Annotated in this window: 17 protein-coding genes and 1 pseudogene; 11 read left to right on the forward strand and 7 right to left on the reverse strand. The window is 63.0% G+C overall.

The genetic code is table 11. The annotated features are described in order from the left end of the window. Nucleotides 1-11 precede the first annotated feature (11 nt). On the reverse strand, nucleotides 12-836 hold the full coding sequence (locus BLR26_RS19015; protein ID WP_093384062.1) for a class I SAM-dependent methyltransferase: 825 nt from the start codon (nucleotides 834-836) through the stop codon (nucleotides 12-14). Between the two features lie 98 nt (nucleotides 837-934). Between BLR26_RS19015 and BLR26_RS19020 the strand changes: the two genes are divergently transcribed. Continuing rightward, entirely contained in the window at nucleotides 935-1,327 is a 393-nt protein-coding gene (locus tag BLR26_RS19020; RefSeq protein WP_093384067.1) for a VOC family protein, read from the forward strand. Between the two features lie 13 nt (nucleotides 1,328-1,340). Continuing rightward, the gene (locus BLR26_RS19025; protein ID WP_093384072.1) at nucleotides 1,341-1,718 is read left to right on the forward strand and encodes a GFA family protein; all 378 of its coding nucleotides are present in this window, start codon (nucleotides 1,341-1,343) and stop codon (nucleotides 1,716-1,718) included. Nucleotides 1,719-1,727: 9 nt separating this feature from the next. Here BLR26_RS19025 and BLR26_RS19030 read toward each other — a convergent pair whose 3' ends face one another. From BLR26_RS19030 to BLR26_RS19050, 5 genes are all read right to left on the reverse strand, one after another. Continuing rightward, the gene (locus BLR26_RS19030; RefSeq protein ID WP_093384077.1) at nucleotides 1,728-3,821 is read right to left on the reverse strand and encodes a TonB-dependent siderophore receptor; all 2,094 of its coding nucleotides are present in this window, start codon (nucleotides 3,819-3,821) and stop codon (nucleotides 1,728-1,730) included. A gap of 103 nt (nucleotides 3,822-3,924) precedes the next feature. Continuing rightward, nucleotides 3,925-4,872: a p-hydroxyphenylacetate 3-hydroxylase reductase component gene (locus tag BLR26_RS19035; protein WP_093384084.1), complete on the reverse strand. Its 948-nt coding sequence runs from the start codon at nucleotides 4,870-4,872 to the stop codon at nucleotides 3,925-3,927. A 58-nt stretch (nucleotides 4,873-4,930) separates the two neighbouring features. Then, entirely contained in the window at nucleotides 4,931-6,100 is a 1,170-nt protein-coding gene (locus BLR26_RS19040; protein ID WP_093384089.1) for a p-hydroxyphenylacetate 3-hydroxylase oxygenase component, read from the reverse strand. A gap of 218 nt (nucleotides 6,101-6,318) precedes the next feature. Then, nucleotides 6,319-7,731 carry a DOPA decarboxylase gene (locus tag BLR26_RS19045; RefSeq protein ID WP_093384096.1) on the reverse strand — a complete coding sequence of 471 codons (1,413 nt, stop codon included), beginning with the start codon at nucleotides 7,729-7,731 and terminating at the stop codon, nucleotides 6,319-6,321. 84 nt (nucleotides 7,732-7,815) lie between these two features. Continuing rightward, on the reverse strand, nucleotides 7,816-8,760 hold the full coding sequence (locus BLR26_RS19050; protein WP_045196636.1) for a LysR family transcriptional regulator: 945 nt from the start codon (nucleotides 8,758-8,760) through the stop codon (nucleotides 7,816-7,818). A gap of 159 nt (nucleotides 8,761-8,919) precedes the next feature. Here BLR26_RS19050 and BLR26_RS19055 point away from each other — a divergent pair, with 159 nt between their 5' ends. The 9 genes from BLR26_RS19055 (at nucleotide 8,920) to BLR26_RS27780 (ending at nucleotide 21,894) form a co-directional block, all read left to right on the forward strand. Further along, nucleotides 8,920-10,407, forward strand: coding sequence for an aldehyde dehydrogenase family protein (locus tag BLR26_RS19055; protein ID WP_093384100.1), 1,488 nt, complete (start codon nucleotides 8,920-8,922; stop codon nucleotides 10,405-10,407). Between the two features lie 139 nt (nucleotides 10,408-10,546). Next, nucleotides 10,547-11,980 (forward strand): purine-cytosine permease family protein, encoded by a 1,434-nt coding sequence (locus BLR26_RS19060; RefSeq protein ID WP_093384104.1) that lies wholly within the window; start codon nucleotides 10,547-10,549, stop codon nucleotides 11,978-11,980. Beyond that, entirely contained in the window at nucleotides 11,977-12,807 is an 831-nt protein-coding gene (locus BLR26_RS19065) for a nitrilase family protein (RefSeq protein ID WP_093384109.1), read from the forward strand. The genes BLR26_RS19060 and BLR26_RS19065 overlap by 4 nt, the downstream gene beginning before the upstream one ends. Before the next feature lie 80 nt (nucleotides 12,808-12,887). Beyond that, on the forward strand, nucleotides 12,888-13,751 hold the full coding sequence (locus BLR26_RS19070; RefSeq protein ID WP_045196624.1) for a LysR family transcriptional regulator: 864 nt from the start codon (nucleotides 12,888-12,890) through the stop codon (nucleotides 13,749-13,751). A gap of 168 nt (nucleotides 13,752-13,919) precedes the next feature. Further along, on the forward strand, nucleotides 13,920-15,950 hold the full coding sequence (locus tag BLR26_RS19075) for a type VI secretion system Vgr family protein (protein WP_093384114.1): 2,031 nt from the start codon (nucleotides 13,920-13,922) through the stop codon (nucleotides 15,948-15,950). Continuing rightward, the gene (locus BLR26_RS19080; protein WP_093384128.1) at nucleotides 15,947-16,885 is read left to right on the forward strand and encodes a hypothetical protein; all 939 of its coding nucleotides are present in this window, start codon (nucleotides 15,947-15,949) and stop codon (nucleotides 16,883-16,885) included. Before BLR26_RS19075 ends, BLR26_RS19080 begins: the two co-directional genes overlap by 4 nt. Next, entirely contained in the window at nucleotides 16,882-20,133 is a 3,252-nt protein-coding gene (locus tag BLR26_RS19085) for a T6SS effector BTH_I2691 family protein (RefSeq protein WP_093384131.1), read from the forward strand. The genes BLR26_RS19080 and BLR26_RS19085 overlap by 4 nt, the downstream gene beginning before the upstream one ends. Nucleotides 20,134-20,185: 52 nt before the next feature. Beyond that, the gene (locus BLR26_RS27775) at nucleotides 20,186-20,989 is read left to right on the forward strand and encodes a DUF6708 domain-containing protein (RefSeq protein WP_371128650.1); all 804 of its coding nucleotides are present in this window, start codon (nucleotides 20,186-20,188) and stop codon (nucleotides 20,987-20,989) included. A gap of 101 nt (nucleotides 20,990-21,090) precedes the next feature. Continuing rightward, nucleotides 21,091-21,894, forward strand: a complete 804-nt coding sequence (locus BLR26_RS27780; protein WP_371128651.1) for a DUF6708 domain-containing protein — start codon at nucleotides 21,091-21,093, stop codon at nucleotides 21,892-21,894. A gap of 34 nt (nucleotides 21,895-21,928) precedes the next feature. Here the strand turns inward: BLR26_RS27780 and BLR26_RS19100 are convergent. Then, nucleotides 21,929-23,132 (reverse strand): annotated as a pseudogene (locus BLR26_RS19100) (HPP family protein). Between the last annotated feature and the right edge of the window lie 230 nt (nucleotides 23,133-23,362).

Below are 23,362 nucleotides of genomic sequence, written 5' to 3' on the forward strand. Positions count from 1 at the left end.
GGTCAACACCCCTACCCCTGCTTGACCGCCTGCAAGGTATAACTCAACGGCAAGCGCCAGCGATCCTTGTCCAGCAACCACTCGCCGCCTTCGTCCTTGCTCATCTGCCCTGGCAGCGCCTCCCAGGGAATGCTGTCATGTTCTTCCAGTGCGGTAATCTGCAGCCCATGCTTGAGCAAGGCGCTGATGATCTCGCCCAGGCCATGGTTCCATTCGTGGGTTACCGTCTGCTCCAGCACCCCGTCGGTCTCGACATAGGTCTCGCCACTGTCCCACACCGTCGGCGCCTCGCGCTCGAAGTACGGGTACTCGATGACCAGCTTGTCCTGATGGTCCTCGTTCACCGCCAGCAGCATCGGATGACCCTCGCGCAGAAATAGTCGGCCACCAGGCTTGAGCAAAGCCGCCACGGTACGCGCCCAGCGCTCGATGCTCGGCAGCCAGATCAACGCGCCGATACCGGTGTATACCAGGTCGAAGGCCGCGGCTGGCAGCACCTGGTCGGCGGCATAGACATCCGCCTCGACATAGTCGATCCGCGCTGCACAACGCTGCGCCAGGGCCCGCGCCTGGGCCAAGGACTGTGCAGAAAAGTCCAGCCCGCTGACCTCGGCGCCCAAGCGCGACAACGACAAGGTGTCGGTACCGATATGGCATTGCAGGTGCACCGCGCGCTGGCCGCGAATATCGCCCAGGCGCGGCAGGTCGAAACGCACCACTTCGGACAGGTGCGCGGGGTCGGCGACGAATGTTTCCACTTCGTAGTCGCCGGAGGCGGCATGCAGCGGCGCACGCTCATCCCAGTTGCGACGGTTGAGTTCGATCGGGTCGGTCATCTTGGCGCTCCTTTGCAGCCGCAACCTTAGCGGCGTACCCAAGGCCTGGGCAAGTGCTGTATAAACCGCCCACACCCTCCTCAATCAAGAATGCATTGATGAAACTCGGATACACCATCGTCTACGTCCCCGATGTCGCCGCCTCGCTGGCTTTCTTCGAGCAGGCCTTCGGCTTGAGCCGGCGCTTTCTCCATGAGTCCGGCGACTATGGCGAACTGGACACCGGCGCCACCACCCTCGCCTTTGCGTCATTGGCCCTGGGCAATAGTCACTTTGCCGGCGGCGTGCTGGCGGCCAGCGAATCGACAAAGCCATTGGGTATGGAGATTGCCCTGGTTACCGACGACGTTGCCAGCGCCCATGCCCGCGCCGTGGCGGCGGGCGCGGTGGCGCTGAAGGCCCCCGAAGCCAAGCCCTGGGGGCAAACCCTGTCGTATGTGCGCTGCCCCGATGGCACCCTGGTGGAGCTGTGCACGCCGGTTGGCAACTAGCCCGGAGATAGCCATGGACGTTGAAACCTACAGCGGTGGCTGCCTGTGCGGGGCGATCCGCTTTGAAGCCAGAGGACCGGTACTGAACCCCCACTGCTGCTCGTGCAAATGGTGCCAGCGCCATACCGGCGCGCTGACGGCGACCTGGGTCGAGTTCGCCCGCGAGCAGGTGTGCTGGACCGGCGCCGGTGGCGCGCCGGCAACTTTTCGCTCATCGGACTATTCCAGCCGCGCCTTCTGTCCCACCTGCGGCAGTTCGCTGGGCGCCATCGATGATCAACCCACAGTGGCCCTGCTGCTGGGGAGCTTCGACAGCAACCAGCACCCGGCCCTGGCACCCGCCGCGCATTCATTCAACGACCAGCTGCCGCGCTGGTGGTGCGTGCAATAACCGGTCGGCTTAAAGCGCCAGGCTCAGGCTGACCATCAAGTTGCGCGGCTCCCCCGGCATGTTCCAGGCCGCGTTGTAGCCGCGCTCGTAGTACTTGCGATCGAACAGGTTGTTCAGGTTCAGGCCCACCGTGGCCTGTTCGCTGATTTTGTAATGGGCCAGCAGGTCGACCGTGCTGTAGCTGGGTAAACGAAAGCTGCTGCCGGCCTGGCCGGAACGCTCGCCGACGTAGTTGGCTGCAGCGCCAATGTCCGAGCCAAGCAATGGTCCGCTCTGAAACTCATACACCGCCATCAGGCTGCCGCTATGTTGCGGGATGCCCAGCAAGTCGCTGCCCTTGGGCAAGGCGGCATCGCCCTTGGTCACTTCGGCATCGATGTAGGCATAGGCGCCGATCACCCGCAGCGCTTCGCTCAACTGACCGCTGAACTGCAGGTCGAGCCCCTGGCTGCGCGCCTTGCCGGCGGCGATGCTGTCGCCGAAGGCATCGGTGGTGATGACGTTTTCCTTGTCGATCTGGAACAGCGCGACAGTCGCCCCCAGGCGGCTGTCGAACAGGTCCAGCTTGAGCCCGGTTTCATAGCCCAGGCCCTTTTCCGGTTTGTAGATCTGGCCCTGGGTGCCGATACTGTTGGGCTTGAACGAGGTCGAGGCATTGGCGAATACCCCGACTTCAGGTGTGAGCTGGTACAGCAGTCCCACCCGCGGGGTGGCGACGTCCTTTTCCTGAGTGTTGCTGACGCGCGTGGAGCGGTTCTGCGCGGTTTGTTCGATATGCTCCAGGCGTACGCCCACCAGAGCGCGCAAGCGCTCGGTAAAGGCGATCTGGTCCTGCAGGTTGAGCGCGTAGCTCTCGGTGCGCTCGAAAAAATCATTAGGGTTGATCAGCGCCGGTTTCGCCTGGCCATACACCGGGTTGTAGATGTCCAGGCCATAGCCGAGCGAAGTGGCGCTTTGCGGGTACTTCTGGCTGTTGCGGTAGTTCTCGTACTCAAGGCCCAGCAGGCTCTGGTGCTCCCAGCCGGCGAACTGGAACTGGCCGTGCAGTTCGGCCTGGGTGATGTTGTCGTTCCACTCGAAATCGCGCTCGCGGTAGAAGCGGCTGATGCTGGTGCCGACCACTCGCGACGGTTCCGAGCTGTTGCCCTTGAGCCGGCCCTGGGTGTAGTGGTTGGCCAGGCGCAGCTTCCAACTGTCGTTGAGGTGGTGCTCCAGGGTCAGGTCGAGGGTCTGGTTGTCATTGCGGATGCGCCCGTCGTTGGGCTCGCCGAGAAAGGTCGAACGGCTGACCGAGCCCAGTTCGTTGTTGACCGCCGGGATGCCGCGGTCGAACACCGACTCGGTACGCGAGAACTCGGTGTCGATCGACAGCAGGGTCTCGGGGCTCAACTGCCAGCTCAGCGACGGGCTGACGATTCGCCGCTCACTGCCAACGTAATCGCGAAAGCTGCCGTTGTCCTCCACCGCCATATTGACCCGCGACAACACCCGGCCGTCTTCGCTGAGCGGCGTGTTGACGTCCAGGCTGCTGCGGTAACGGTCCCAACTGCCGGCGCTGGCCTTGAACCGAGTGAAGGCTTCGGCTTGCGGACGCTTGGTGACGATGTTTACCAACCCGCCGGGATCGCCGCGCCCGTACAGACTGGCGGCCGGGCCCTTGAGCACTTCGATGCGCTCGATGTTGGAGGTGTCGGGGGCGCTGTAGCTGCCGCGGTTGACGGCAAAGCCGTTCTTGTACAGCTCGCCGGTGGTGAAGCCACGCACGCTGTAGTTGAGGAAGGTCAGGCCGCCGAAGTTGTTCTGCCGGCTGACCCCGCCGGCAAAATCCAGGGCGCGGTCGATGCGCGTGCTGTTGAGGTCCTCGAGCACCTGGCTGGGCACCACGGCGATACTTTGCGGGGTGTCGCGGATGTCAGTGTCGGTCTTGGTCGCGGTGCCCGAACGAGTTGCACGATAGCCCTGCACCGGGCCGCTCGCACTTTCTTCATAGTGGCGTTCATTGACGTTGAGGGCATCAAGCAACACGGTATCGGCAGCGGCAGCTGGCAAAGCGAGCAGCGAGGCGGACAGGCCGAGGGATAACCTTCCTACGGGGTAGTTCATGAGGGCTCCTTAAAATTATGTAATAACATAACAATTTAAGAAGAAAGATAAAAGCAGCACAGCGCAAGCCCCTGTAGGAGCGGGCTTGCCCCGCGATCACCCCTCAACAGCTACGAATCACCGCCTGCAACACGGTCTTGAAGGACGCGATCTGCTCTTCGCTGAATTGCCCGAACACCTTGTCCTGCTGCTCGCGGGCGATGCTCCACAGGCCTTCGGTCTGGTCGATACCGGCAATGGTCAGGCGCACATGCCCGGCCGCTTCGCTGTCGCACACCAGGCCCTTGCGCTTGAGGTTGGCCACTGCCTCGTCGATTTCCCGCGCCGGCATCGCCACTTCGCGCTGCAGGTCGGCAAGGTTCAGCCCGGCGTCGTTCTCCAGCACCATAAGCATCCGTGCCTCGCTGGTTCGCAGGCCGCTGGACAATTGCCGTGGCTGATAGCTGCCCTGGTAGGCGCGCAGGGCCTGGGTCATCAAGTAGTACAGGTTATGGCTCAGGCGCCCCTGGAAGTGGCTGCTCGGCGGCTGACCTTCTTCGCGGCGGGTCATGCGCGTGTGTGGCAGCACCATGGAATAGGCGCCCTGGTGATACAGCAACGGCGAGCGGCCGCAGTCATCGAAGTCCACCACCTTGCCGAGCATGATCCAGTGATCGCCACCGTCGAGTAGCTGCTGGGTTTCGCACTGAAAGCACGCCGAACAATCGGCGAGGATCGGCGCCCCACCCTCGCCTGCCTGGTAGCTGATACCGGCAAAACGGTCATCCTTGGGCTTGGCGAAGTTGTTGGACAGGTCGATCTGGTCGGCGGCGAGGATGTTCACGGCAAAATGGCTGGCCGCCTCGAACACCGCCAGGCTGCTCGAGCGTTTGTCCAGGCTCCAGAGAATCAGCGGCGGGTCGAGGGATACCGAGTTGAAGCTGTTGGCAGTGACGCCGACCAGGTTGCCCTGGGGATCGGCGGCGGTGACCACGGTGACGCCGGTGGCGAAGTTGCCCAGGGCACGGCGAAAGGCGCGGCTGTCGAAGGCCGATGCGGTTGCGGTAGACATGCAAGACTCCCCGGCTGCCGTGCGCGGCAGCCGTCATTGTTGTTATTGGCGAGGCCTATCAGACCATGCTTGGATCAGGTTCCAGGCCCATCAGCTCGCGGCCGAGAATCTGCGCGCAAACGTCGTAGTCGGTGTAGGCATGGGCGCCGGTCATGTGCGCATCGCGCCACAGCCGCTGCATTTCGTTGCTGTCGAACCAGGCAGTGCCGCCAGCGGCTTCGAATAGACGATCGACCGCCTGGATGCACATTTTCACCGCGTAGCCCTGGTTGGTGCGCCAGAACGCCAGGGTCTCGCGCGTCGGGTACTGGTGACGTTCGCTGTGCTCGGCGTGTTCCTGCCAGGTTTTTTCCAGAAATGCGCGAGCGGCGGCAACCTGATGGGTGGACTCGGCCAGGCGCATCAGCGCCGGTGTGGCGGCGCCGACATTGACCCCGGTATAGGCACGCACACGGTTCTTGGTCTTTTCGCGGAAGGCTTCGAGCATGCGCTCGGCAATACCGAGGCTGACGGTCGAGAAGCCGCTGGCGAAATATGGCCGGTACGGCGAGTAGAACACCTTGCTGTCCGGATACAGGCCAAAGCCTGCCGACTTGCCTTCCATCATGTCCTTGGCTTTCTGGATGCGGTGCTCGGGGACGAACACCTTGTCGATCACCAGGGTCTTGGTGCCGCTACCCCTCATGCCGGCGGCGAACCAGTCGTCGCGAATCTCGTAGTCGCTGCGCGGCAGCACGGCAAAGCAGTAGTCCTGGGTGCCTTCGGCATTGGCCCGACGGCAGCCGACAATCGCCCACTCGGCATGGTCGCTGCCGCTGCTCCAGCCCATCTCGCCGCTGAACAGCAAGCCGCCCTCGACCTCCTCGACCTTGCCGAACGGGGCGATACTGCTGCTGGCGGTGGCGTCGGGGTTGTCGCCCCAGATCTCCTCCTGCAGCTTGGCCGGGAACATCGCCAACTGATGGCTGTGGGTGCACAGCAGGCTCATGGCCCAGGCGGTGCTGGCGCAAGCGCCGGCAAGCAAGGCGATGCAGTCGGCAAATTGCGGCAGGGAGATTTCCAGGCCGCCGTAGGGCTTGGGCAAAAAGGCACGGTGCAGGCCGATGCTTTTCAGCAGGGCGATGTTTTCGGCCGGGACTTTGCGGTCCTGCTCGGCACGTGCGGCGTTGGCGGCGATGGCAGGCAAAATCGAACGAAGGTCTTCGAGCAGCGGGTTTGGCTTTTTCATGAGGGGCCCTGCTTATTATTGGATGTCCGCCAGGGCCTGCGAAGTGGCAGGTGGCGGCGGATGCAGGGGCCAGTATGGGAGGCTTGGCTCAGGGGGAAAATGCAACTTCCATAGGCAAGATTGTACTTTTCATAGGATGTTAAAAGCATCGCGGGGCAAGCCCGCTCCCACAGCGAACACCATCAATTCTGTGGGAGCGGGCTTGACCCGCGATAAATTCACTCCGCCACGACGTTCTGCAAATTGCGCCAAAGCTCAGCCACATGCTCACGCTCGGTCGGCAACGCCCCCACCGACACCCGCACCATCCAGCGGCCATGCAAGGTCGCCGGAGTGACGTAGGCTACCCCCGAGGCATTGAGCTGATCCGCCCAGCGCCGGGTATGTGCATCCAGCGCCTCACCCTGCAGGCCCTCACCTCGATGGCGAATGCACAAGGTCTGCAGCTGTACCGGCGCCAGCAACTCCCAGCCCTCGGCCCCGCGCACCTGCTCGGCCAGCCACTGGGCGTTGTCCAGGTCGCGGCGCAAGCGCTGTTGCAGGTTCTCGATGCCCTCGCTGCGCAGCATGAACCACAGCTTCAGGGCACGGAACCGCCGCCCCAGCGGGATACCCCAGTCGCGCAGGTTCTTGACCTTGCTGTCGACCGCCGACTGCAGGTAGCTGGGGTTGGTGCTCATGACCCGGATCAGGTGCTGCGGATCACGCACGAAGTACAGCGAGCAATCGAAAGCCACACCGAGCCATTTGTGCGCATTGACCACAATCGAGTCGGCCTGCTCGATACCGTCCCACATCCAGCGGCATTCCGGCAGGATCATCGCCGAACCCGCCATGGCCGAGTCCACGTGCAGCCACAAGCCATGTTCGCGGGCGATCTGGCCGATCGGTTGCAGCGGGTCGAGGGCGGTGGTTGCCGTGGTGCCGGTGGTAGCCACCACCGCGCAGGGTTGCAGGCCGTCGGCCAGGTCCTGTTCGATGGCTGCGGCCAGCGCTTGCGGGCGCATGGCGAAGTCGTCGTCGGTGTCGATGTAGCGGATGTTGTCCTTGCCAAAGCCGGCCAGCAGCGCGGCCTTGTCTACCGAGCTGTGGGCCTGGGCGCTGGTGTAGATCATCAGCGGCTTGCCCTGCCCCTGCAGGCCGCCCTTGGCCAGGGCGTAGTCGCTGCTGCGCTCGCGGGCGCTGATCAAGGCGACCAGGGTGCTGGTGGACGCGGTGTCCTGGATCACCCCGCTCCACTGCGCCGACAAACCGACCATCTGCCGCAGCCAGTCCACGGTGGTTTCCTCCAGCTCGCTCAGGGCCGGGCTCGATTGCCACGACAGGCCGAGCACGCCAAGGCCGGTGCTGAGAAAATCGCCAAGCACCGACGACAAGGTGCCGTTGGAGGGGAAGTAGCCGAAAAAGTCCGGGTGCTGCCAGTGCGACAGGCCGGGCATCACTAACTGGTCTACGTCCTTGAGAATATTCTCGAACGGCTCGCCCTGAACCGGCGCCGAGCCGGGCAAGGCCGCCTTGAGGTAACCGGGCTCGACCTGGGCCATCACCGGCAGTTCGCCGACACCCTGGCGGTAGTCGGCGATCAGGTCGATCAGTTGGTGGCCATGTTTGCGAAATTCTTCCGGGCTCATGCAGCGGCTCCTGTTATTGGCGGTAAGTGGGCCTGAGTCTAGGCCCTGGCTGACCGCCAAAAAACGCCGCCCCGCGCATAGCTGCTATGGCGAATGCGCATGGCCGCCGTGCACGCCGAACTGCGACTGCTGCCACTGCTCGAACACCAGGTTGCGCAACCAGCGGTGCTCGGCCGAGCCGTGCAGGCGCTGGTGCCAGACCACCCAGTAGCGCTGGCTGTGCTCGACAAACGCCAACGGCCGCCAGGTCAGTGGATGCAGGCGGCTGAGCTGGCGGGCAATGTGCTCGGGCACGGTGACCAGCGCCTGGCTGCTGCCGACCACCTGCACCGCCGCCGAGTAGAACGGCACCTGCAGGCTGATGCGCCGGCTCAGGCCCTGCTCACGCAGGTGGCGGTCGATAAAGCTGTCCTTGTCGCCACCGCCGGAAATGCGCACATGGTTCCAGGCGCGGTAATCGTCCTGGCTCAGTTCGGTTTTTGCCGCCAACGGGTGCTCGCGGTGCATCAGGCACACCGCGCGGTCTTCACCGAGCATGCGCCCATGCAGGTTGGCCGGAGCATCGTCGAACAGCGTGGTAGCCAGGTCGACTTCGCCGCTGGCGAGCAGTTCATACTGCCCCGGTTGCCAGGTGCGGTACTCGATCGACACCCCCGGCGCTTCGCGCTCAAGGGTGCTGACCAGCAGCGGCAGCATGTGTTCGGCGATGTAGTCCGAGGCCGCCAGGCAAAAACGCCGCTCGCAGCGCTTGGGCTCGAAGGCCTGCGGTTGACGCAAGGCCTCGAGCTCGGCCAGCACCTGGCCCAGCGGCAGCAGCAGGCTTTCGCCGCGTTCACTCAAGACATAGCCGCGGCCCTGGCGCACCAGCAGCGGGTCGTCAAAGGCTTCGCGCATATGTGCCAGCTGGCGGCTGAGCACCGACTGGCTGCTGCCCAGGCGCTCGGCGGCATGGCTGAGGTTCTTCAGCTGCAGCATGCTCTGCAACGCGCGCAGGTGGGCGATGCTCAGGGAGGCGAAAATCGGGTTCAAGGGGCGCTCCTGCACAGGCGGATGCCGCAGCCTAAGGCCAAACCTTGCAGATTACAAAGCGCCTGGCAGGCCGGTGCATGGCCGGCGGCAGGCTCAGTCAAGCCACTGCCGGGGCGCTGCGCTAGGGTCGGGGCTTTGCTTTCCCTTGAGGTTCGTCCCATGAGCAACATCAGCCTTTTGCCCCAGGTGCGCGTTTTTTTGCAACGCGAGCACAGCAGCTTTATCGACGGTCGCCAGCAGCCACAGGCCGATGCCCGCTACCTGGAGGTGATCGACCCGGCCAGTGACCAGGTCATCAGCCGCGTGGCCGAAGCCACCGCGCAGACCATCGACGATGCCGTCGCCTCCTCGCGCCGTGGCTTTGCGCAATGGTCACAAACCGCCCCCGCCGTGCGTGCCAGCGTGCTGCTCAAGCTTGCCGACCTGATCGAGCAACACCGCGAAGAACTGGCGCAGCTGGAGACCTGCCAGTCGGGCAAGCTGATCACCCTTTCGCGCAATTTCGAGGTCGATCAGGCCGCGCATTTCTTGCGCTACTACGCCGGCTGGGCGACCAAGCTCAGCGGCCAGACCCTCACCCCGTCGCTGCCCTCGTTCAACGGCGAGCGCTACACCGCCTTTACCCTGCGCGAGCCAGTCGGCGTGGTGGTGGGCATCGTGCCGTGGAATTTCTCGACCATGATCGCCTTGTGGAAGCTCGGTTCGGCACTGGTGACCGGTTGCAGCATCATCATCAAACCCAGCGAATTCACCCCGCTGACCATCCTGCGCATTGCCGAACTTGCCATCGACGCCGGCCTGCCCGCAGGCGCACTGAACGTGGTGACCGGCGCCGGCCTGGCCGGCAAGGCGCTGATCGAGCACCCGGGCACCGACAAGGTCTCGTTCACCGGCTCCGTGCCCACTGGCCTTGCCGTCGGCCAGAGCGCCATGGCCGCCAACCTGACCCGCGCCACCCTGGAGCTGGGCGGCAAGAATGCGGCCGGGTTCCTGCGCGACGTACCGCTGCGCACGGCGGTGGACGGCATCATCGAAGCGGGCTTTTTGCACGCCGGGCAGATCTGCGCGGCAGCCGAGCGCTTTTATCTGCATCGCTCGCAGATCGAGGCGGTGACCGGGGCCTTGAGCGAGCGCCTGGCCCAGCTGAAGATCGGCTCACCGCTGGATGAAAGCAGCGAATTCGGCCCGGTCTGCAACAAGCAGCACCAGGCCAGGCTCGGCGCACTGTTTGCCAAGGCGCGCAGCGAAGGCAGCCAGATCATCCATGGCGGGCGTTTGCTCGAAGGCCCCGGCTGCTACGTCGAGCCGACGGTGATCCTGGCCAATTCGGTGGACGACAGCCTGCTCAACGAGGAAACCTTCGGGCCGGTGGCGACCTTCTTGCCGTATGACGATGAAGAGCAACTGATCGCGCTGATGAACGCCAGCCCCTATGGCCTCAGTGCCAGCCTGTGGACCAACGACCTGAGCAAGGCCTTGCGCCTGGTGCCGCAGGTGCAGGCCGGTACGGTGTGGGTGAACATGCATACCCTGCTCGACCCGGCCGTGCCGTTTGGCGGGGTAAAGGCTTCAGGCATAGGCCGTGAATTTGGCGGGGCGTTTATCGAGGATTACACCGAGCTGAAGTCGGTGATGATTCGCTACTGACACTGCCCGCGATGGGCTGCACCGCAGCCCATTACTTCTGAATTCCATGAAGTAATTTTTTGATACCAACGATTCCCCTCACCCACCGTCTGTCGGACCATCGGCCAGTTACCCCATAAAAACAACACGAGGTACTGCCGTGGACAACGCCAACAAGGCGGGGGCTGCACGCCCGCGCATCGAGGTTCGCTCAATCGACTATGTGCCGCGCAGCGAGCGCCACGGCAAGGTCTGGCACCAGGCGCCGTTCTGGTTCACCGGCAACTTCGTGCTCACCACCATGGTCACCGGTTTCACCGGCCCGGCCCTGGGCCTGGGGGCGCTGTACTCGATCCTGGCGATCGTGCTCGGGGTGTGCTTTGGCACCTTCTTCATGGCCTTTCACGCCAACCAGGGCCCACGTATGGGCTTGCCGCAGATGATCCAGTCGCGCGCCCAATTCGGCCTCAAGGGCACCATCGTGCCGTTTGCCGCTGTGGTCTTCGTCTACATCGGTTTCAACGTCTTCAACGTGATCCTCGCCACCGATGCGATCAACACCGTGCTGCCCGGCCAACGCACGCCCTGGTACCTGGGCCTGATCGTCATCGCCGTGCTGCTGGCGGTGGTCGGCCACGACTTGCTACACACGGTGCAGCGCTGGCTGACCTACGTGATGATCCTGGTGTTCGGCGTGCTCACCGTCAGCGCCCTGCTGACCCTGCAGGCCGACGCCGCCCTGCAGGATCCGCAGTTCTCGTGGGGCGCATTCCTGGTGCAACTGTCGGCGGCCGCCGGTTACCAGATCAGCTATTCGGTGTACGTCTCCGACTACTCGCGCTACCTGCCCCACGACACGCCGACGGCGAAAGTGGTGTTCTGGACCTACCTGGGCGCGGCCGGCTCGGCCCTGTGGCTGATGTCCCTGGGCGCCTTTCTCGCCTCGGCCTTGCCAGCGCCTGACGCCATCGCCAGTGTGCGCGAAGTGGGCAACCAGTTCCTGCCGGGCCTGGGCACCTTCACTGTGCTGATCTCGGTACCGGCGCTGGTGGGCATCATGGCGGTCAACTGCTACGGCGCCATGCTCACCAGCATCAGCGCCATCGACTGCTTCAAGCAGGTCACGCCGTCGCTGAAGATCCGCGTGGCCGGCATCAGCGTGATTGCCACCATCGTCTTTATCGTCGCCCTGGCCATCCCCGAGAGCTACCTGGGCAGCTTCAACACCTTCGTGCTGCTGATGCTGTACTTCCTGGTGCCGTGGACCGCGGTCAACCTGGTGGACTTCTACTGCGTGCGCAAGGGCCACTACGTGATCAGCGAAATCTTCAACCCCGACGGCATCTACGGTGCCTGGGGCAAGCCCGGGCTGATCGCCTACGGCCTGGGTTTGCTGGCGATGGTGCCGTTCATGGCCTTGAGCTTTTACACCGGCCCCGCAGCCGCCGCGCTGGGTGGTGCCGACATTGCTTTTGTCATTGGTCTGCTGGTCACCGGCAGTCTCTACGCCCTGCTCTGCCGCTCGCTCGACCTGCCTGGCGAACAACGCCTGGCAGCGGCCAGCGAGCGCCAGCTTGAGGAAACCCTCGCATGAGTCCAACCCTGATCCAGGTCGCCTGCTGCCAACTGGCGCCGCAGGTCGGCGAACTTAAATACAACCGCGAGCGCGCCCTACAGGCTGTCCGCAGCGCCGCCGGACAAGGCGCCCAGGTGGTGGTGCTACCGGAGCTGGTGCAAAGCGGCTATGTGTTCGCCGACCGCAACGAAGCCCTGAGCCTGGCCGAAACCCCCAACGGCGAAACCCTGCGCCAGTGGGCAGCGCTGGCGGCGGAGCTGGACATCGTCATCGTCGGCGGCTTTTGCGAGCGCACCGAGCGCGACGAGTTGTACAACAGCGCCGCCCTGGTCGATGCCGACGGCGTGCGCGCGGTGTACCGCAAGGCGCATTTGTGGAACGACGAAAAGCGCATCTTCAGCGCCGGTGGGCAACCGCCGCCGGTGATCGATACGCGCTTCGGACGCATTGCGGTGATGATCTGCTACGACCTGGAATTTCCCGAGTGGGTGCGCTTGCCGGCGCTGGCCGGGGCCGAACTGCTGTGCGCGCCGGTGAACTGGCCGGACGGCCCGCGACCGCTCGGCGAGCGGCCCGCGGAAGTGGTACGGGTGCAGGCCAATGCTTCGGTCAACCGCTTGTACATCGCCGCCTGTGACCGCAACGGCCATGAGCGCGAAGTGGACTGGGTCGGTGGCTCGGTGATTGTCGATGCCAACGGCTACCCGCTGGCCGGGCCGCTGCATGAAGCGCCGGCCGGCACGCAAATCATCCATGCCCGCCTCGACCTGAGCGAGGCGCGGGACAAGCGCATCAGTGCCTTGAACGATGTGCACCGGGATCGCCAGCCGGTGCTGTACGACTGATTTCTCTGGCGGCTGTGCAGCCACGCCCCAAACCCGTGCAAAGCCACTAGAATAGGCCACCGCAAACACCAGGCTGCCCCATGGATATCGAGCTCGCCCGCACCTTTCTGGAAATCGTCCGCACCGGCAGCCTGGTGTCCGCCGCCGAGCGCCTGCACGTCACCCAGACGGCCATCACCGCCCGGGTACAAAAGCTCGAACAGCAACTCGCCTGCCAGCTGTTCATTCGCAGTCGCAGCGGCGCCAGCCTCACTGCCGACGGCGAGGCCTTCGTGGTGTATGCCAACCAGCTGGTGCAAACCTGGGAGGCCGCGCGCCGCGACCTGCCGTTGCCCGAAGGCTGCCACCAGGTGCTGCACATCGGCGGCGAAGTCAGCCTCGGCAACCCCATGGTGCTTGGCTGGGTCAGCGCCCTGCACCGGGAAATGCCCGGCCACGCCATTCGCAGCGAAGTCAGCGATGGCGAGTCGTTGCTGCACAAGGTGGAAATGGGCGTGCTCGATGCCGTGCTGGTCTACCAGCCCACCTACGGCCCCGGCCTGCAGGTGGAGCAACTGATGGAAGAAAAGCTCATCCGCATCCGCCGCAAGGACAAACCCGAGCCCTACGTGTACATCGACTGGGGCCAGGCCTTTCGCCGCCGTCACGACGCCGCCCTGCCCGAATGCGCGCGCCCGGCGCTGAGCTTCAACCTCGGGCCGCTGGCGCTGCAGTACATCCTTGAACACGGCGGCAGCGGCTACTTCCGTACCCGCGTGGTGCAGGCCTACCTGGACAGCGGCGTATTCGAACGCGTGCCGCAAGCGCCCGAGTTCACCTACCCCACCTACCTGGTGTATGCCCGCGAGCGCGACAGCGAGGCGCTGCAACAGGCGTTCAGGGTACTGCGCGAAGTGGTCGCCGGTGAGAGCGACTGGTCACAGCGCTGGGATCCGGTGATCTGAATCAGCGGTATCTGTCCGACACATCTGACAGACAAAGGCGAAGGACGCCGTAGGACCTCTCTTGATTGCAGCTCATCCCTTGAGGCGTGAGCTAGCACCTGCCTAGATTTCCCGGGGCTGCCCGCATGGCATCCCGTCATCTGCCGGTCTAGTCAAGAGAGCCCCCCCATGCCCCGCCAAAACGACCTGCGCTTCACCTTCGAGCCCCTGCAGGGCGACGCCTTCGAGGTGGTCGAGTTCCACCTCGAGGAAGGCCTGTCCCAGCCCTTTCGCCTGAGCCTGGAGCTGGCCAGCCACGACCCGGCCGTCGACTTCAACCGCGTGCTCGACCTGGCCGCGCTGTTCACCCTGTGGCGGGGCGACACCCCGGTGCGCTACGTGCACGGCCTGGTCAGCCTGTTCAGCCAGGGCGACACCGGCTTTCGCCGCACCCGCTACCGCGCCGTGCTCGAACCCAGCCTGGCGCGCGCCGGCCTGCGCTCGAACTGGCGCATGTTCCAGGGCCAGAGCGTGCCCGAGATCATCCTCGCGGTGCTCGAGGCCCAGCGCCTGAGCGAGGTCAAAACCTACCTGTGCTTCGACCATCCGCCGCGCGAATACTGCGTCCAGGCCGGCGAAAGTGACCTCGACTTCATCGCCCGCCTGGCCGCCGAAGAGGGCCTGCTGTACAGCTTCGAGCACCGTGCCGACGGCCATACCCTGTGGCTCACCGACCGCGTCGGCGGCCTGGGCACCATCGGCACCCACGAGCACTGCCCGGTGCTCTACCAGCCGCTGGCCGGCGGCGACAGCGCCGAGCCGGCCCTGCAGCGCTTTCACTACACCGAACAGGTGCGCAGCGCGCGCCAGGTGCAGCGCGACTACACCTTCACTCACCCCTACTACAACCTGCAGCACAACGCCGTCGGCGCCAGCGACCTCGACCACCAGCACAGCGACTACGAACGCTACGACTACCCCGGCCGCTACAAGCGCGACGCCAGCGGCAAGCCCTTCACCAAAACCCGCCTGACCGCGTTGCGCAGCGACGCCCGCCTGGCCCACATGGAAGGCGATGACGCGCGTCTGCAGCCGGGCCTGGCCTTCGACCTCAACGACCACCCGCGCGAAGACTTCAACGACCGCTGGCGCACCATCGCCATCGAGCACCACGGCACGCAGCACAGCAGCCTGCTCGAAGAGGCCTTCGGCAGCGACAGCGGCACCGCCTACCGGCTCAGCGCCAGCGCCATCCGCTGGGACGCCGACTGGAAAGCGCCGCTACGGCCCAAGCCGCGCATCGACGGCCCGCAGATCGCCAGCGTGGTCGGCCCGCCGGGCGAAGAGATCTACTGCGACGAATGGGGCCGGGTCAAAGTCAGCTTCCCCTGGGACCGCGACAGCCACCAGGACGACCACAGCTCCTGCTGGATCCGCGTCGCCCAGGGCTGGGCCGGCGCCACCTGGGGCGCCATGGCCATCCCCCGGGTCGGCCAGGAACTGATCATCAGCTACCTGGACGGCGACCCCGACCAGCCCATCGCCACCGGCCGCGCCTACCGCGAAACCAACCTGCCGCCGTATCAACTGCCCAAGCACAAAACGCGCATGACCATCAAAAGCCGCAGCCACAAGGGCCAGGGCTTCAACGAGCTGCGCTTTGAGGATGAGCTGGGGCAGGAAGAGGTGTTCATCCATGCCCAGAAGGACAAGAACGTTCATATCAAACACAACAATGGGGTGTTTGTTGGCAATGATCGCAGTGAGACGGTGGGCAACGATGAAACCCTCTCCATCGGTCACAACCAGTCCCAGGACATAGGCCTGAACCGCTCGCTGAACATTGGCCAGAACCATGAGATCAGCATCGGCAATGACCGCTGGGAGCGCGTCGGCAATGACCGTTTTGACGCCACCACTGCCAACCATCGCACCGAAGTCGGCGGCCACAGCGAGCACCTCACCCACGGCCAGCATCACCTGAGCGCCGGCCAGGGCATGCAGCGCACCACCACAACCTACCAGCTGCAAGCCAGCGAGCGCCTGGTCATTCAGGGCCCTGGCGGCAGCCTGACGATCGATGCCCAGGGCATTCACCTCAATGGCCTGGCCATTACCCTACGGGGGCCGGTGCAAATGACTGCGCCGGGCAGCGCACAGCCCTTTTCCCTGCAGCTCTCGCCCGAGGCAGGGCAAACCTGTGTGGAGAAAAACCGATGACGCCGGCGCTTGTGCAGAAGTTCGTTGATGAGATCTACACGCCCGAAGCAACGCTGTACCTGCTGCTCGACCCGTTGGCTGACTGTGCCTCGGACGATCCCCTGCATATCGAGGCGCTGCGCCAGACACTGGGCGACGACGCCCTCACCCGCGTGTGGCGTCCGGACCTTGAGCACACGCCGCACGCCTGCCCGGTGCTGGTGACCCTGGCGAGCCCCGGCGCCCGGCCTTCGGAGCGTCTGCTGTCACTCTCGGCGCAGCGTGTAAACGAGGACGCCACGCGCTCCCGACGCTACGTCTGCGGCTGGCTCAGCAGCAGCGTCACCACCGCTGCATTCAGTGCGCACCTGATCGCCCTAGGGCATCTGCCCATGGTACAGGGCACACAGTTCTTTCCGGTGTATGAACCGTTGCGCCTGGAATTGCTGGCCGGCACGTTAAAGCAGGCGGAACAGGGATTCTGGTGGCCGATTCAACACTGGCTGTTTCCCATGTCCAGCGGTACCAGCAGCGTCATCAGTAGCTATCCGCACGCGAGTGTCGTACCTCGTCCACTCGCTGGCGAGGTGCAGCAGGAGGTGGTGCTGGTGTCAACCTTACTTGCCACCTGGCGACGCGCCCTCAGCCTGCCGCTGACGTTCGCGCCGGCGCGCTGGACCGGTGCAACAACACTGCCGCCCCATGCCGCTGCCAAGGCCCACTACCAGATTCACCAGGCCCGTCAATTGGGCCTGAAAAGCCATCACGACATCATCACCCTGGCCATGCACTGCCTGTTGCTGGATCTGCGGCTGCATGAGCACGCCCGCGTCCGTGCACTGATCGACCAGGCGGCTCGAGGAACAGCATCGCTCAGTACCCTGCTCGCCCCTTGCAACGACAACAGCTGGCAACGGATTGTCACCGACCTGAGCCATGCAGGAGCATACCCTTGAGCCTGACTTCGCAACTCGCCATCGCCACCACCGAATGCCTGGTCAACAACGACCAATGCACAGTCTGCCAGCGTCAGGGCCTGCCCATCCTGCCGCTGCGCAAGGCCGTGGTGCCGCGCCTGGCCCATGAATCCCCCCTGCCTGACGACCATACCCGCATGGGTTGGCGCACCCTGCGGGCAGGTTACCTATACGTGCTGCTCGACCGCCAGGTCTGGCAGGCCTATCAGGTCACGCCCGACGGTTACCTGCGTCAGTTCAACCCCTACCAGCCTGCGGCCACCAACGAGACACCGTTGGCCGATAGCTGCATCGCGGCCGGGCATGACTGCCCAGCGGCGTTCCTGAACATCGACACGCAAAAATACACCATGGCGTGGCTGGCCTTTGCCAGCGATCCGTGGCCCGCCAGCGTCCTCGCCGCCTACAAGAGCGGGCGTTTTCCCGAGCGTTTTCTAGCGCTTGACCTGGGCACAGCACGCAACGATCCGGCCAGCGTCGGCTGGGCCATGACGGCCGAAAACCTGCAGGTGGACAACAAAGTCTACGAGTACCGACAGCAGCCCAGTCCAAGCTTTGATAGCGTGCATGGTTTTTACACTCGAGCCGGGCGCCTGACCGCGTTGCGAGGCTACCTGCGCAACGCCATCGCCCATCATGATCTGCCACACGGCGTGCTGGCCCTGGAACTGGACGACAGCATCGGCCTGGTGCAGGAACTCAACAGGATTCGCAACGGCTGGATTGGACACCGTCAACAGTGGATGAACACCCCGGACCGGGCCTATCAACAGCAGACCTCGCAACTGCTGCTGGCGATCCGCGCCATGCATCGCGACTGGGCGCAACAGCAAACGCCAGCCACCCCCGACCCGCTCACCGGCGATGGCCCACCGGTGTTTGCCGATCCGCAACGGGTGCGCGAAAGGCTGGTCAACGAGCGCGCCCTCGAGCACACCAGACGATTGGAAGAACGTTACAACGAGCAGCAACGCGCTGAGTTCCAGCAGCGCTATGACCAGCAGTTGGCAAGCTTCCAGCGCATCATCGACGGTGCCGGCCGAGCCTACGCCGGGGCCTGCCGCACGCCGGCCTTTTTATGCTGCGAACAGCACGATTACGACGGTGCCGATTTTGCCTCGGGCCAGGCCTACAGCCAGACCATGGCGCTGTGCCTGAGTGGCGGGATCAGCGAGGCCCCGGTAACAGACAGTGCTGACGCCGACTCGGGGCCTACGGCGATGCTCTGGGACACCTGGCTGCGCAACCCGCAGAGCCCCGTCTACCGCGCGCTGCTGCGGCGTGACAGGCAACTGCTGGCCGAGCTGCTGCCGAGCTTCAAGGCCAGCACCGATACCGACTGGAACGACAGCGAAAAACTCTACGCTGCACTGAGCAAGATACTGGCCAGCGACGAGTCGATGCAGTTGCTGCGCCCGTCTGTGCAAGACGCCATGGCCCAACTGCTGGGCGCCCTCAATGCCGCCAGCGCACGCCTGCAGCCTGCGCTCGGGCCAGGTGTCGAGCGAGCTGTGTCCCGGCTCAACAGCGCCATTCAACTGCTGCACAACGGCATTCACCTGACCGAGCTCAAGGTGCAGATGAAGCTCAGCGAGTACTACGCCCTGCAGTGTGAACACCTGCGCGAGCTGCAACGCAAGGCAGCCGATACCAGCGACCGCGCCATCAACAACCTCAAAGACAAGTTGGGAGAAGTGGACCACGAAGCCCGCCAGGTTCGCACAGCGGTCCGCCCCATCATCCTCAACGGGCTGCTGAGCATGGCGGTACTGGACCCCAGGATTGCAGCGCTGACGGTGACCATTAGCATCTGGGTAAACGCCAAGGCAAGCGAGATTGCGCAACTACAGGCCTCGCTGATGCGCACTGCCAACCTCGGTGCAGAACAACTGGGCAAAGGCGCCCACGCCGCCCTTGGCAGCATCGCCGCGGGCATCGGTACCCTCGACCCCCACGCGCGAAAACTGCTCCAGGGTCTGCAAATTCCTGCGCACCAAACCGCCACCTGGGTACGTACGGGCTTCACGGGTTTGCGTGGCGCGGCTGGCAGCGGCGAGCTTCTGCTGGCATTGGGTGGCCTTTACCTGCTTGGCGATGCGATGAAAAAGAATCTTGAGGAAGTCGACCGGGTGATTGGCGAGAAGTCCATGGAAGCCAGGCTGGCGCTGTATGGAAGCAGCCTAGGGGTGCTGGGGAGCGGGATGGAGGTGGTGGGGATTGCATTGCGCAGGGGGGCGCAATATGTGCAAAAGATGAACGTGGCCCCCGCATATGGCGCAGCAGCACATTCTCCGATTGCACAGATAGGCAAGACACTCTCTAAAGTTGGCGCAACCATTGGTGCGGCTTCAGGCTTCTATGATGCGGCACAAGCAAGCTTTGCTATTAGCCGGACATTGAATCGCGGTGACACTCTTGCTGCGCAGCTGTACGCCGCATCTGCAGTACTTTCAGGCGCAGGAGGAATTATCGGCATGGCTGCCGCTTTATCAGGAGCCTCCGTATTACTAGGACCACTTGGCATAGCCATAATGCTAAGCGTGGCGGGATATGCATTTTACAAAACTGCCGAGAAACAAGAATCAACTCTTCTAGAGCTTTGGGCAAAACGTTGCTTTTTCGGCGTCCACGATGAGAAGCCCCCGATCCACTGGAACAGACCCGAGCATGGGCCTACAGCCATTGCCGAGTTAAATGCAGCTACTTTAGGGATCGAAGTAGGGATCAACTTTCAACTACTGACTTCCAGCGGTAGCTCTCCTAGAGTCGGCTACGGCACTGCAAGTGGTGGTACTCCATCAGTACAGCAAATACTGAAATACCGTCTACGCCTGCCGCACTACGATGCGAGTCGTTCAGCTTACTATTGGAAATTGACCATTAGCCGTAGAGGAGAGAAATCATCCAGCAATTATAGAAATGGTGAAACTCTAGTTGAAGGCAGTCTGAGCCCCTTGCCTATAGCAGCGAATGAGCCGACGACCGCACCGGGCTTTTCGAAAAACACCGTCCCTACCGAAAACATCAACACACCCTCCACATCCATAACAACTGTACCGTCCACGAATAAAAACACGATACAGATCAAAGAAATCAGCGGCATCATTGATCTATCAAAACATACAGACGACCACAATATAGAAACGGCTACCCTGACATTAACTTACTGGCCAGACCGATATACCCCTGAAGCGTATGCTCAATTGAACTTATCTGATAGACCTTGAAGCGAAGCTAGCAACTCTACCCCTACGCCCATAAAACCACCACGGAAATGCAATGAACTCAGCCAAACCTTTATTAGAAAACCCTGCACCTCACTGGAAGTATGATCTTCCCGTTCCCAACGATCCGCCATCACGGGCGCCCTCTGCCCAAACACTAACAAACCCGCCCAATCATGTTAACGACGTATATCTTGAGCTACCACGCTCGTCTTTTAAGACTCGTGGATTTTGCGTGTGGGCCGCAATAGCTCTTTTTATTTTGGCGACAACCTCCTTTTTCTTTCAAATAAGCATCATTACAAACCTGCGGAGTTTTCATTCATTGGCAGCGTTTTTTTTTGGACTTACAGCATCTATAGTAAGCTTCTGGGGAGGCGTTTATTACTGGCGTATGGACGTCGAGGCCCCTCGGGACGAACCCATTCGCTTCAACCGCCTGCGCAGAAAAGTCTATGTCTACCGTTTTCATCAAGACGGACTTCGCCCTTTCAGCCGCGTGGCTTGGGGGGTACGCACCGAAGTTTACAACTGGGAAGACCTTCGCGCTGAAGTCAGCAGTGTGTACGGTCCGATGGGTACAGGCGGTCTGATTGAAACTGTCTCCCTGGCAGTAGTTGAGCCGGGCACCAACAAAGTGATCGCCCGTTTTCATTTTGCACATGAGAGCGATGAAGGCGAGATGTACTGGGCCATCGCCCAACTATTCATGCAGCAAGGTCCGCAGGCATTACCCCACTTCCTTCGCCCGCCCCGCAACTGGAACAACGAAAAGGTCACCTTCAATCTCGCCCGGCGCCTCGCGCCCAAGGTGAAATGGCCTGAAGACATGGACCTTGAGTCAAGGTCAGTACCTTGAATTTAACTATTCCCCAGTCTCCAAACCTAAACCGATGCCGTTAACTGAGAAAAGAAATCAGGTGCGAGCAGACCCATTTTCCTGTTTATTGGAATCCATTTATGGCCTTCATCTCTCCTTTACTCGATAAGCCGGCCCCAGGCTGGAAGTACGATTTAACGACCCCAGACCTTCCCCCGACCACACAACCACATCCATCAGCATCTTCAACCCCTCCCAACTACGTAGATGACGTCTACCTTGAACTGGCATGTGCAAAATTGAGAGTGCAAGGCATTGGTATCTGGTTATCGGTCTTTCTGTTCTTTTGTTCCATACTTGCGATTTCTATTCTGTCTGCCTATATCTCAATGACAGATAGTGCGCCCTCATTTATTATCAGCATAGCCTTTACCATTACCTTCATCACAAGTGTATGGGGAGGCATCTACTGTTGGAGAATGGACGTAGAAGCCCCTCGCGACCAACCCATTCGCTTCAACCGCCTGCGCCGCAAAGTCTACGTCTACCGCTTCTTTCATGACGGACGCCGACCGTTCAGCCGCAGCGCCTGGGGGATACGGGTTGAAGCTTACAACTGGGACGATTTGCGCGCTGAGGCCTGTAGTGTGTATGGCCCCATGGGCACTGGCGGCTTCATCGAAACAGTCACCCTCGCCGTGGTCAGCCCCGGCACCAACAAGGTCATCGATCGCTTCCATTTCGCCCACGGCATCCAGCAGGGCGAAATGTACTGGGCCATGGCCCAACTATTCATGCAGCAAGGCCCGCAGGCATTACCCCACTTCACTCGCCCACCCCGGGACTGGAACAACGAAAAGGTCACCTTCAATCTCGCCCGCCGCCTCGCGCCCAAGGTGAAATGGCCTGAAGACATGGACCTGGAATCGAGGACAGCGCCTTGAAGCCAACGGCAGGCCCCCGCTGATAAGCGACGCACTATCCGGGCGCGCGGTCCTTGCCGAGCAACCCAACCTCACTCAACAACTGCCGCTTGAGCCCGGCAATCAGATCGGTCTGGGTAATCACCCCCACCAGCGCTTCGCCGTCCATTACCGGCAAGCAATGCAGCCCCTGCTCGCTGAGCAACGGAATCAGCGCCACCGCCGGCTCGTCGCTGCGCACGGTAATCACCGGCCGGCTCATGATCTGCTCCAGCAGCACCTTGGGCCGGCGCCCGAGCAATGCGCGCCAGCTGCACCGCCCCTGGGCCATGGCCGGGCCGATCAGGTCGGTGAGGCTGACTATCCCCACCAGGCGCCGGGCGTCATCGAGTACCGGCAAGGTGTGCAGATGGTGGCTCGACAGCAACTGCCAGGCCTGTTGCAAGGTGGTTTGCGGGGTCGCCAGTTGCACGTCCCGGGACATCACCGAGGCGGCGGTAATGCCGCCCAGGCTGCGTTTGAGCGCGTGTTGCTCGGTGGCCATGATGATGCGTTCGAGTTCGTCGCGGGTGACGTCAACGAACTCGCCGAGCTCTTCCAGCGCCTGGTCGAGGTCTTCACCACTGACGCCGACCCGTTCACCTGGCAGCACGTCGGCAGTGTGGTGCAGGTCTTTGCGCGCTGCGGCGGTCTTCGGGTAGCGCACGCCGGTCAGGCGGTTGTAGATCACCGCCACGGCCACCAGCACCAGGGCATTGAGCATGATCGGTTCGAACACCTGGTCGCCCATCGCCGCCAGCGACGAGTCGGCCAGCACCACGCTCACCGCCACGCCGCCACCCGGCGGGTGCAGGCAGCGCAGCAGGCACATGAGCAAAATCGCCACGCCCAGGGCCAACGCCGCGACCCACAGGGCCGAACCAAAGCAGTGATGCAGCACCAGGCCCACCGCGGTGGCGCTGGCATAGCTGCCAATAAACGGCCAGGGCTGCGCCAGCGCCCCGGAGTGCACGGCAAACAGTAGCACCGCCGAGGCCGCCAGCGGCCCGAGCAGGTGCAGCGCCACTGTCGGGCCAAAGGCCAGGCTGCAGGCCAGGCCTGCGAGAAACAGACCGAGCAGTGCGCCAACGCCTGCGCGTAGCCATTCTTTTGGGGGGATGTTCAGAGGGGCCGGCAGCAGCCGGTTGAACCCGTTGTTCAGAGCGCGCAGAGACATGGGTAGATCGGGCACCTGGGCAGTAAAAAAAGCCCGGCCAAATTGACTGGGCTGAGTATTGCGAGGGGGCAATACCAATGGGCTCCGTCCGTGGAGATGGAAATTTTGGGTGTTGCGTGGGCGGGGATTTTGCCGGGGTTGGGCTGGCGAGTGGTAATTCAAAAAACTGAGGGGTGAGTGCAGTTTTTTTGAGGGATGGCACGAGTCGGCGGCAAGGCCGCCGACTTCGCCAGGCAATCAATGCATGAACAGGGCGATCAGGATGATCACCGG

The sequence above is a fragment of the Pseudomonas sp. UC 17F4 genome (genome assembly GCF_900101695.1).
Classification (GTDB): domain Bacteria; phylum Pseudomonadota; class Gammaproteobacteria; order Pseudomonadales; family Pseudomonadaceae; genus Aquipseudomonas.

Bases quoted from the DNA above. Each gene is read 5' to 3' on its own strand.
- BLR26_RS19015 (WP_093384062.1), bottom strand. From the start codon at position 836: ATGACCGACCCGATCGAACTCAACCGTCGCAACTGGGATGAGCGTGCG.
- BLR26_RS19020 (WP_093384067.1), top strand. From the start codon at position 935: ATGAAACTCGGATACACCATCGTCTACGTCCCCGATGTCGCCGCCTCG.
- BLR26_RS19025 (WP_093384072.1), top strand. From the start codon at position 1,341: ATGGACGTTGAAACCTACAGCGGTGGCTGCCTGTGCGGGGCGATCCGC.
- BLR26_RS19030 (WP_093384077.1), bottom strand. From the start codon at position 3,821: ATGAACTACCCCGTAGGAAGGTTATCCCTCGGCCTGTCCGCCTCGCTG.
- BLR26_RS19035 (WP_093384084.1), bottom strand. From the start codon at position 4,872: ATGTCTACCGCAACCGCATCGGCCTTCGACAGCCGCGCCTTTCGCCGT.
- BLR26_RS19040 (WP_093384089.1), bottom strand. From the start codon at position 6,100: ATGAAAAAGCCAAACCCGCTGCTCGAAGACCTTCGTTCGATTTTGCCT.
- BLR26_RS19045 (WP_093384096.1), bottom strand. From the start codon at position 7,731: ATGAGCCCGGAAGAATTTCGCAAACATGGCCACCAACTGATCGACCTG.
- BLR26_RS19055 (WP_093384100.1), top strand. From the start codon at position 8,920: ATGAGCAACATCAGCCTTTTGCCCCAGGTGCGCGTTTTTTTGCAACGC.
- BLR26_RS19065 (WP_093384109.1), top strand. From the start codon at position 11,977: ATGAGTCCAACCCTGATCCAGGTCGCCTGCTGCCAACTGGCGCCGCAG.
- BLR26_RS19070 (WP_045196624.1), top strand. From the start codon at position 12,888: ATGGATATCGAGCTCGCCCGCACCTTTCTGGAAATCGTCCGCACCGGC.
- BLR26_RS19075 (WP_093384114.1), top strand. From the start codon at position 13,920: ATGCCCCGCCAAAACGACCTGCGCTTCACCTTCGAGCCCCTGCAGGGC.
- BLR26_RS19080 (WP_093384128.1), top strand. From the start codon at position 15,947: ATGACGCCGGCGCTTGTGCAGAAGTTCGTTGATGAGATCTACACGCCC.
- BLR26_RS27775 (WP_371128650.1), top strand. From the start codon at position 20,186: ATGAACTCAGCCAAACCTTTATTAGAAAACCCTGCACCTCACTGGAAG.
- BLR26_RS27780 (WP_371128651.1), top strand. From the start codon at position 21,091: ATGGCCTTCATCTCTCCTTTACTCGATAAGCCGGCCCCAGGCTGGAAG.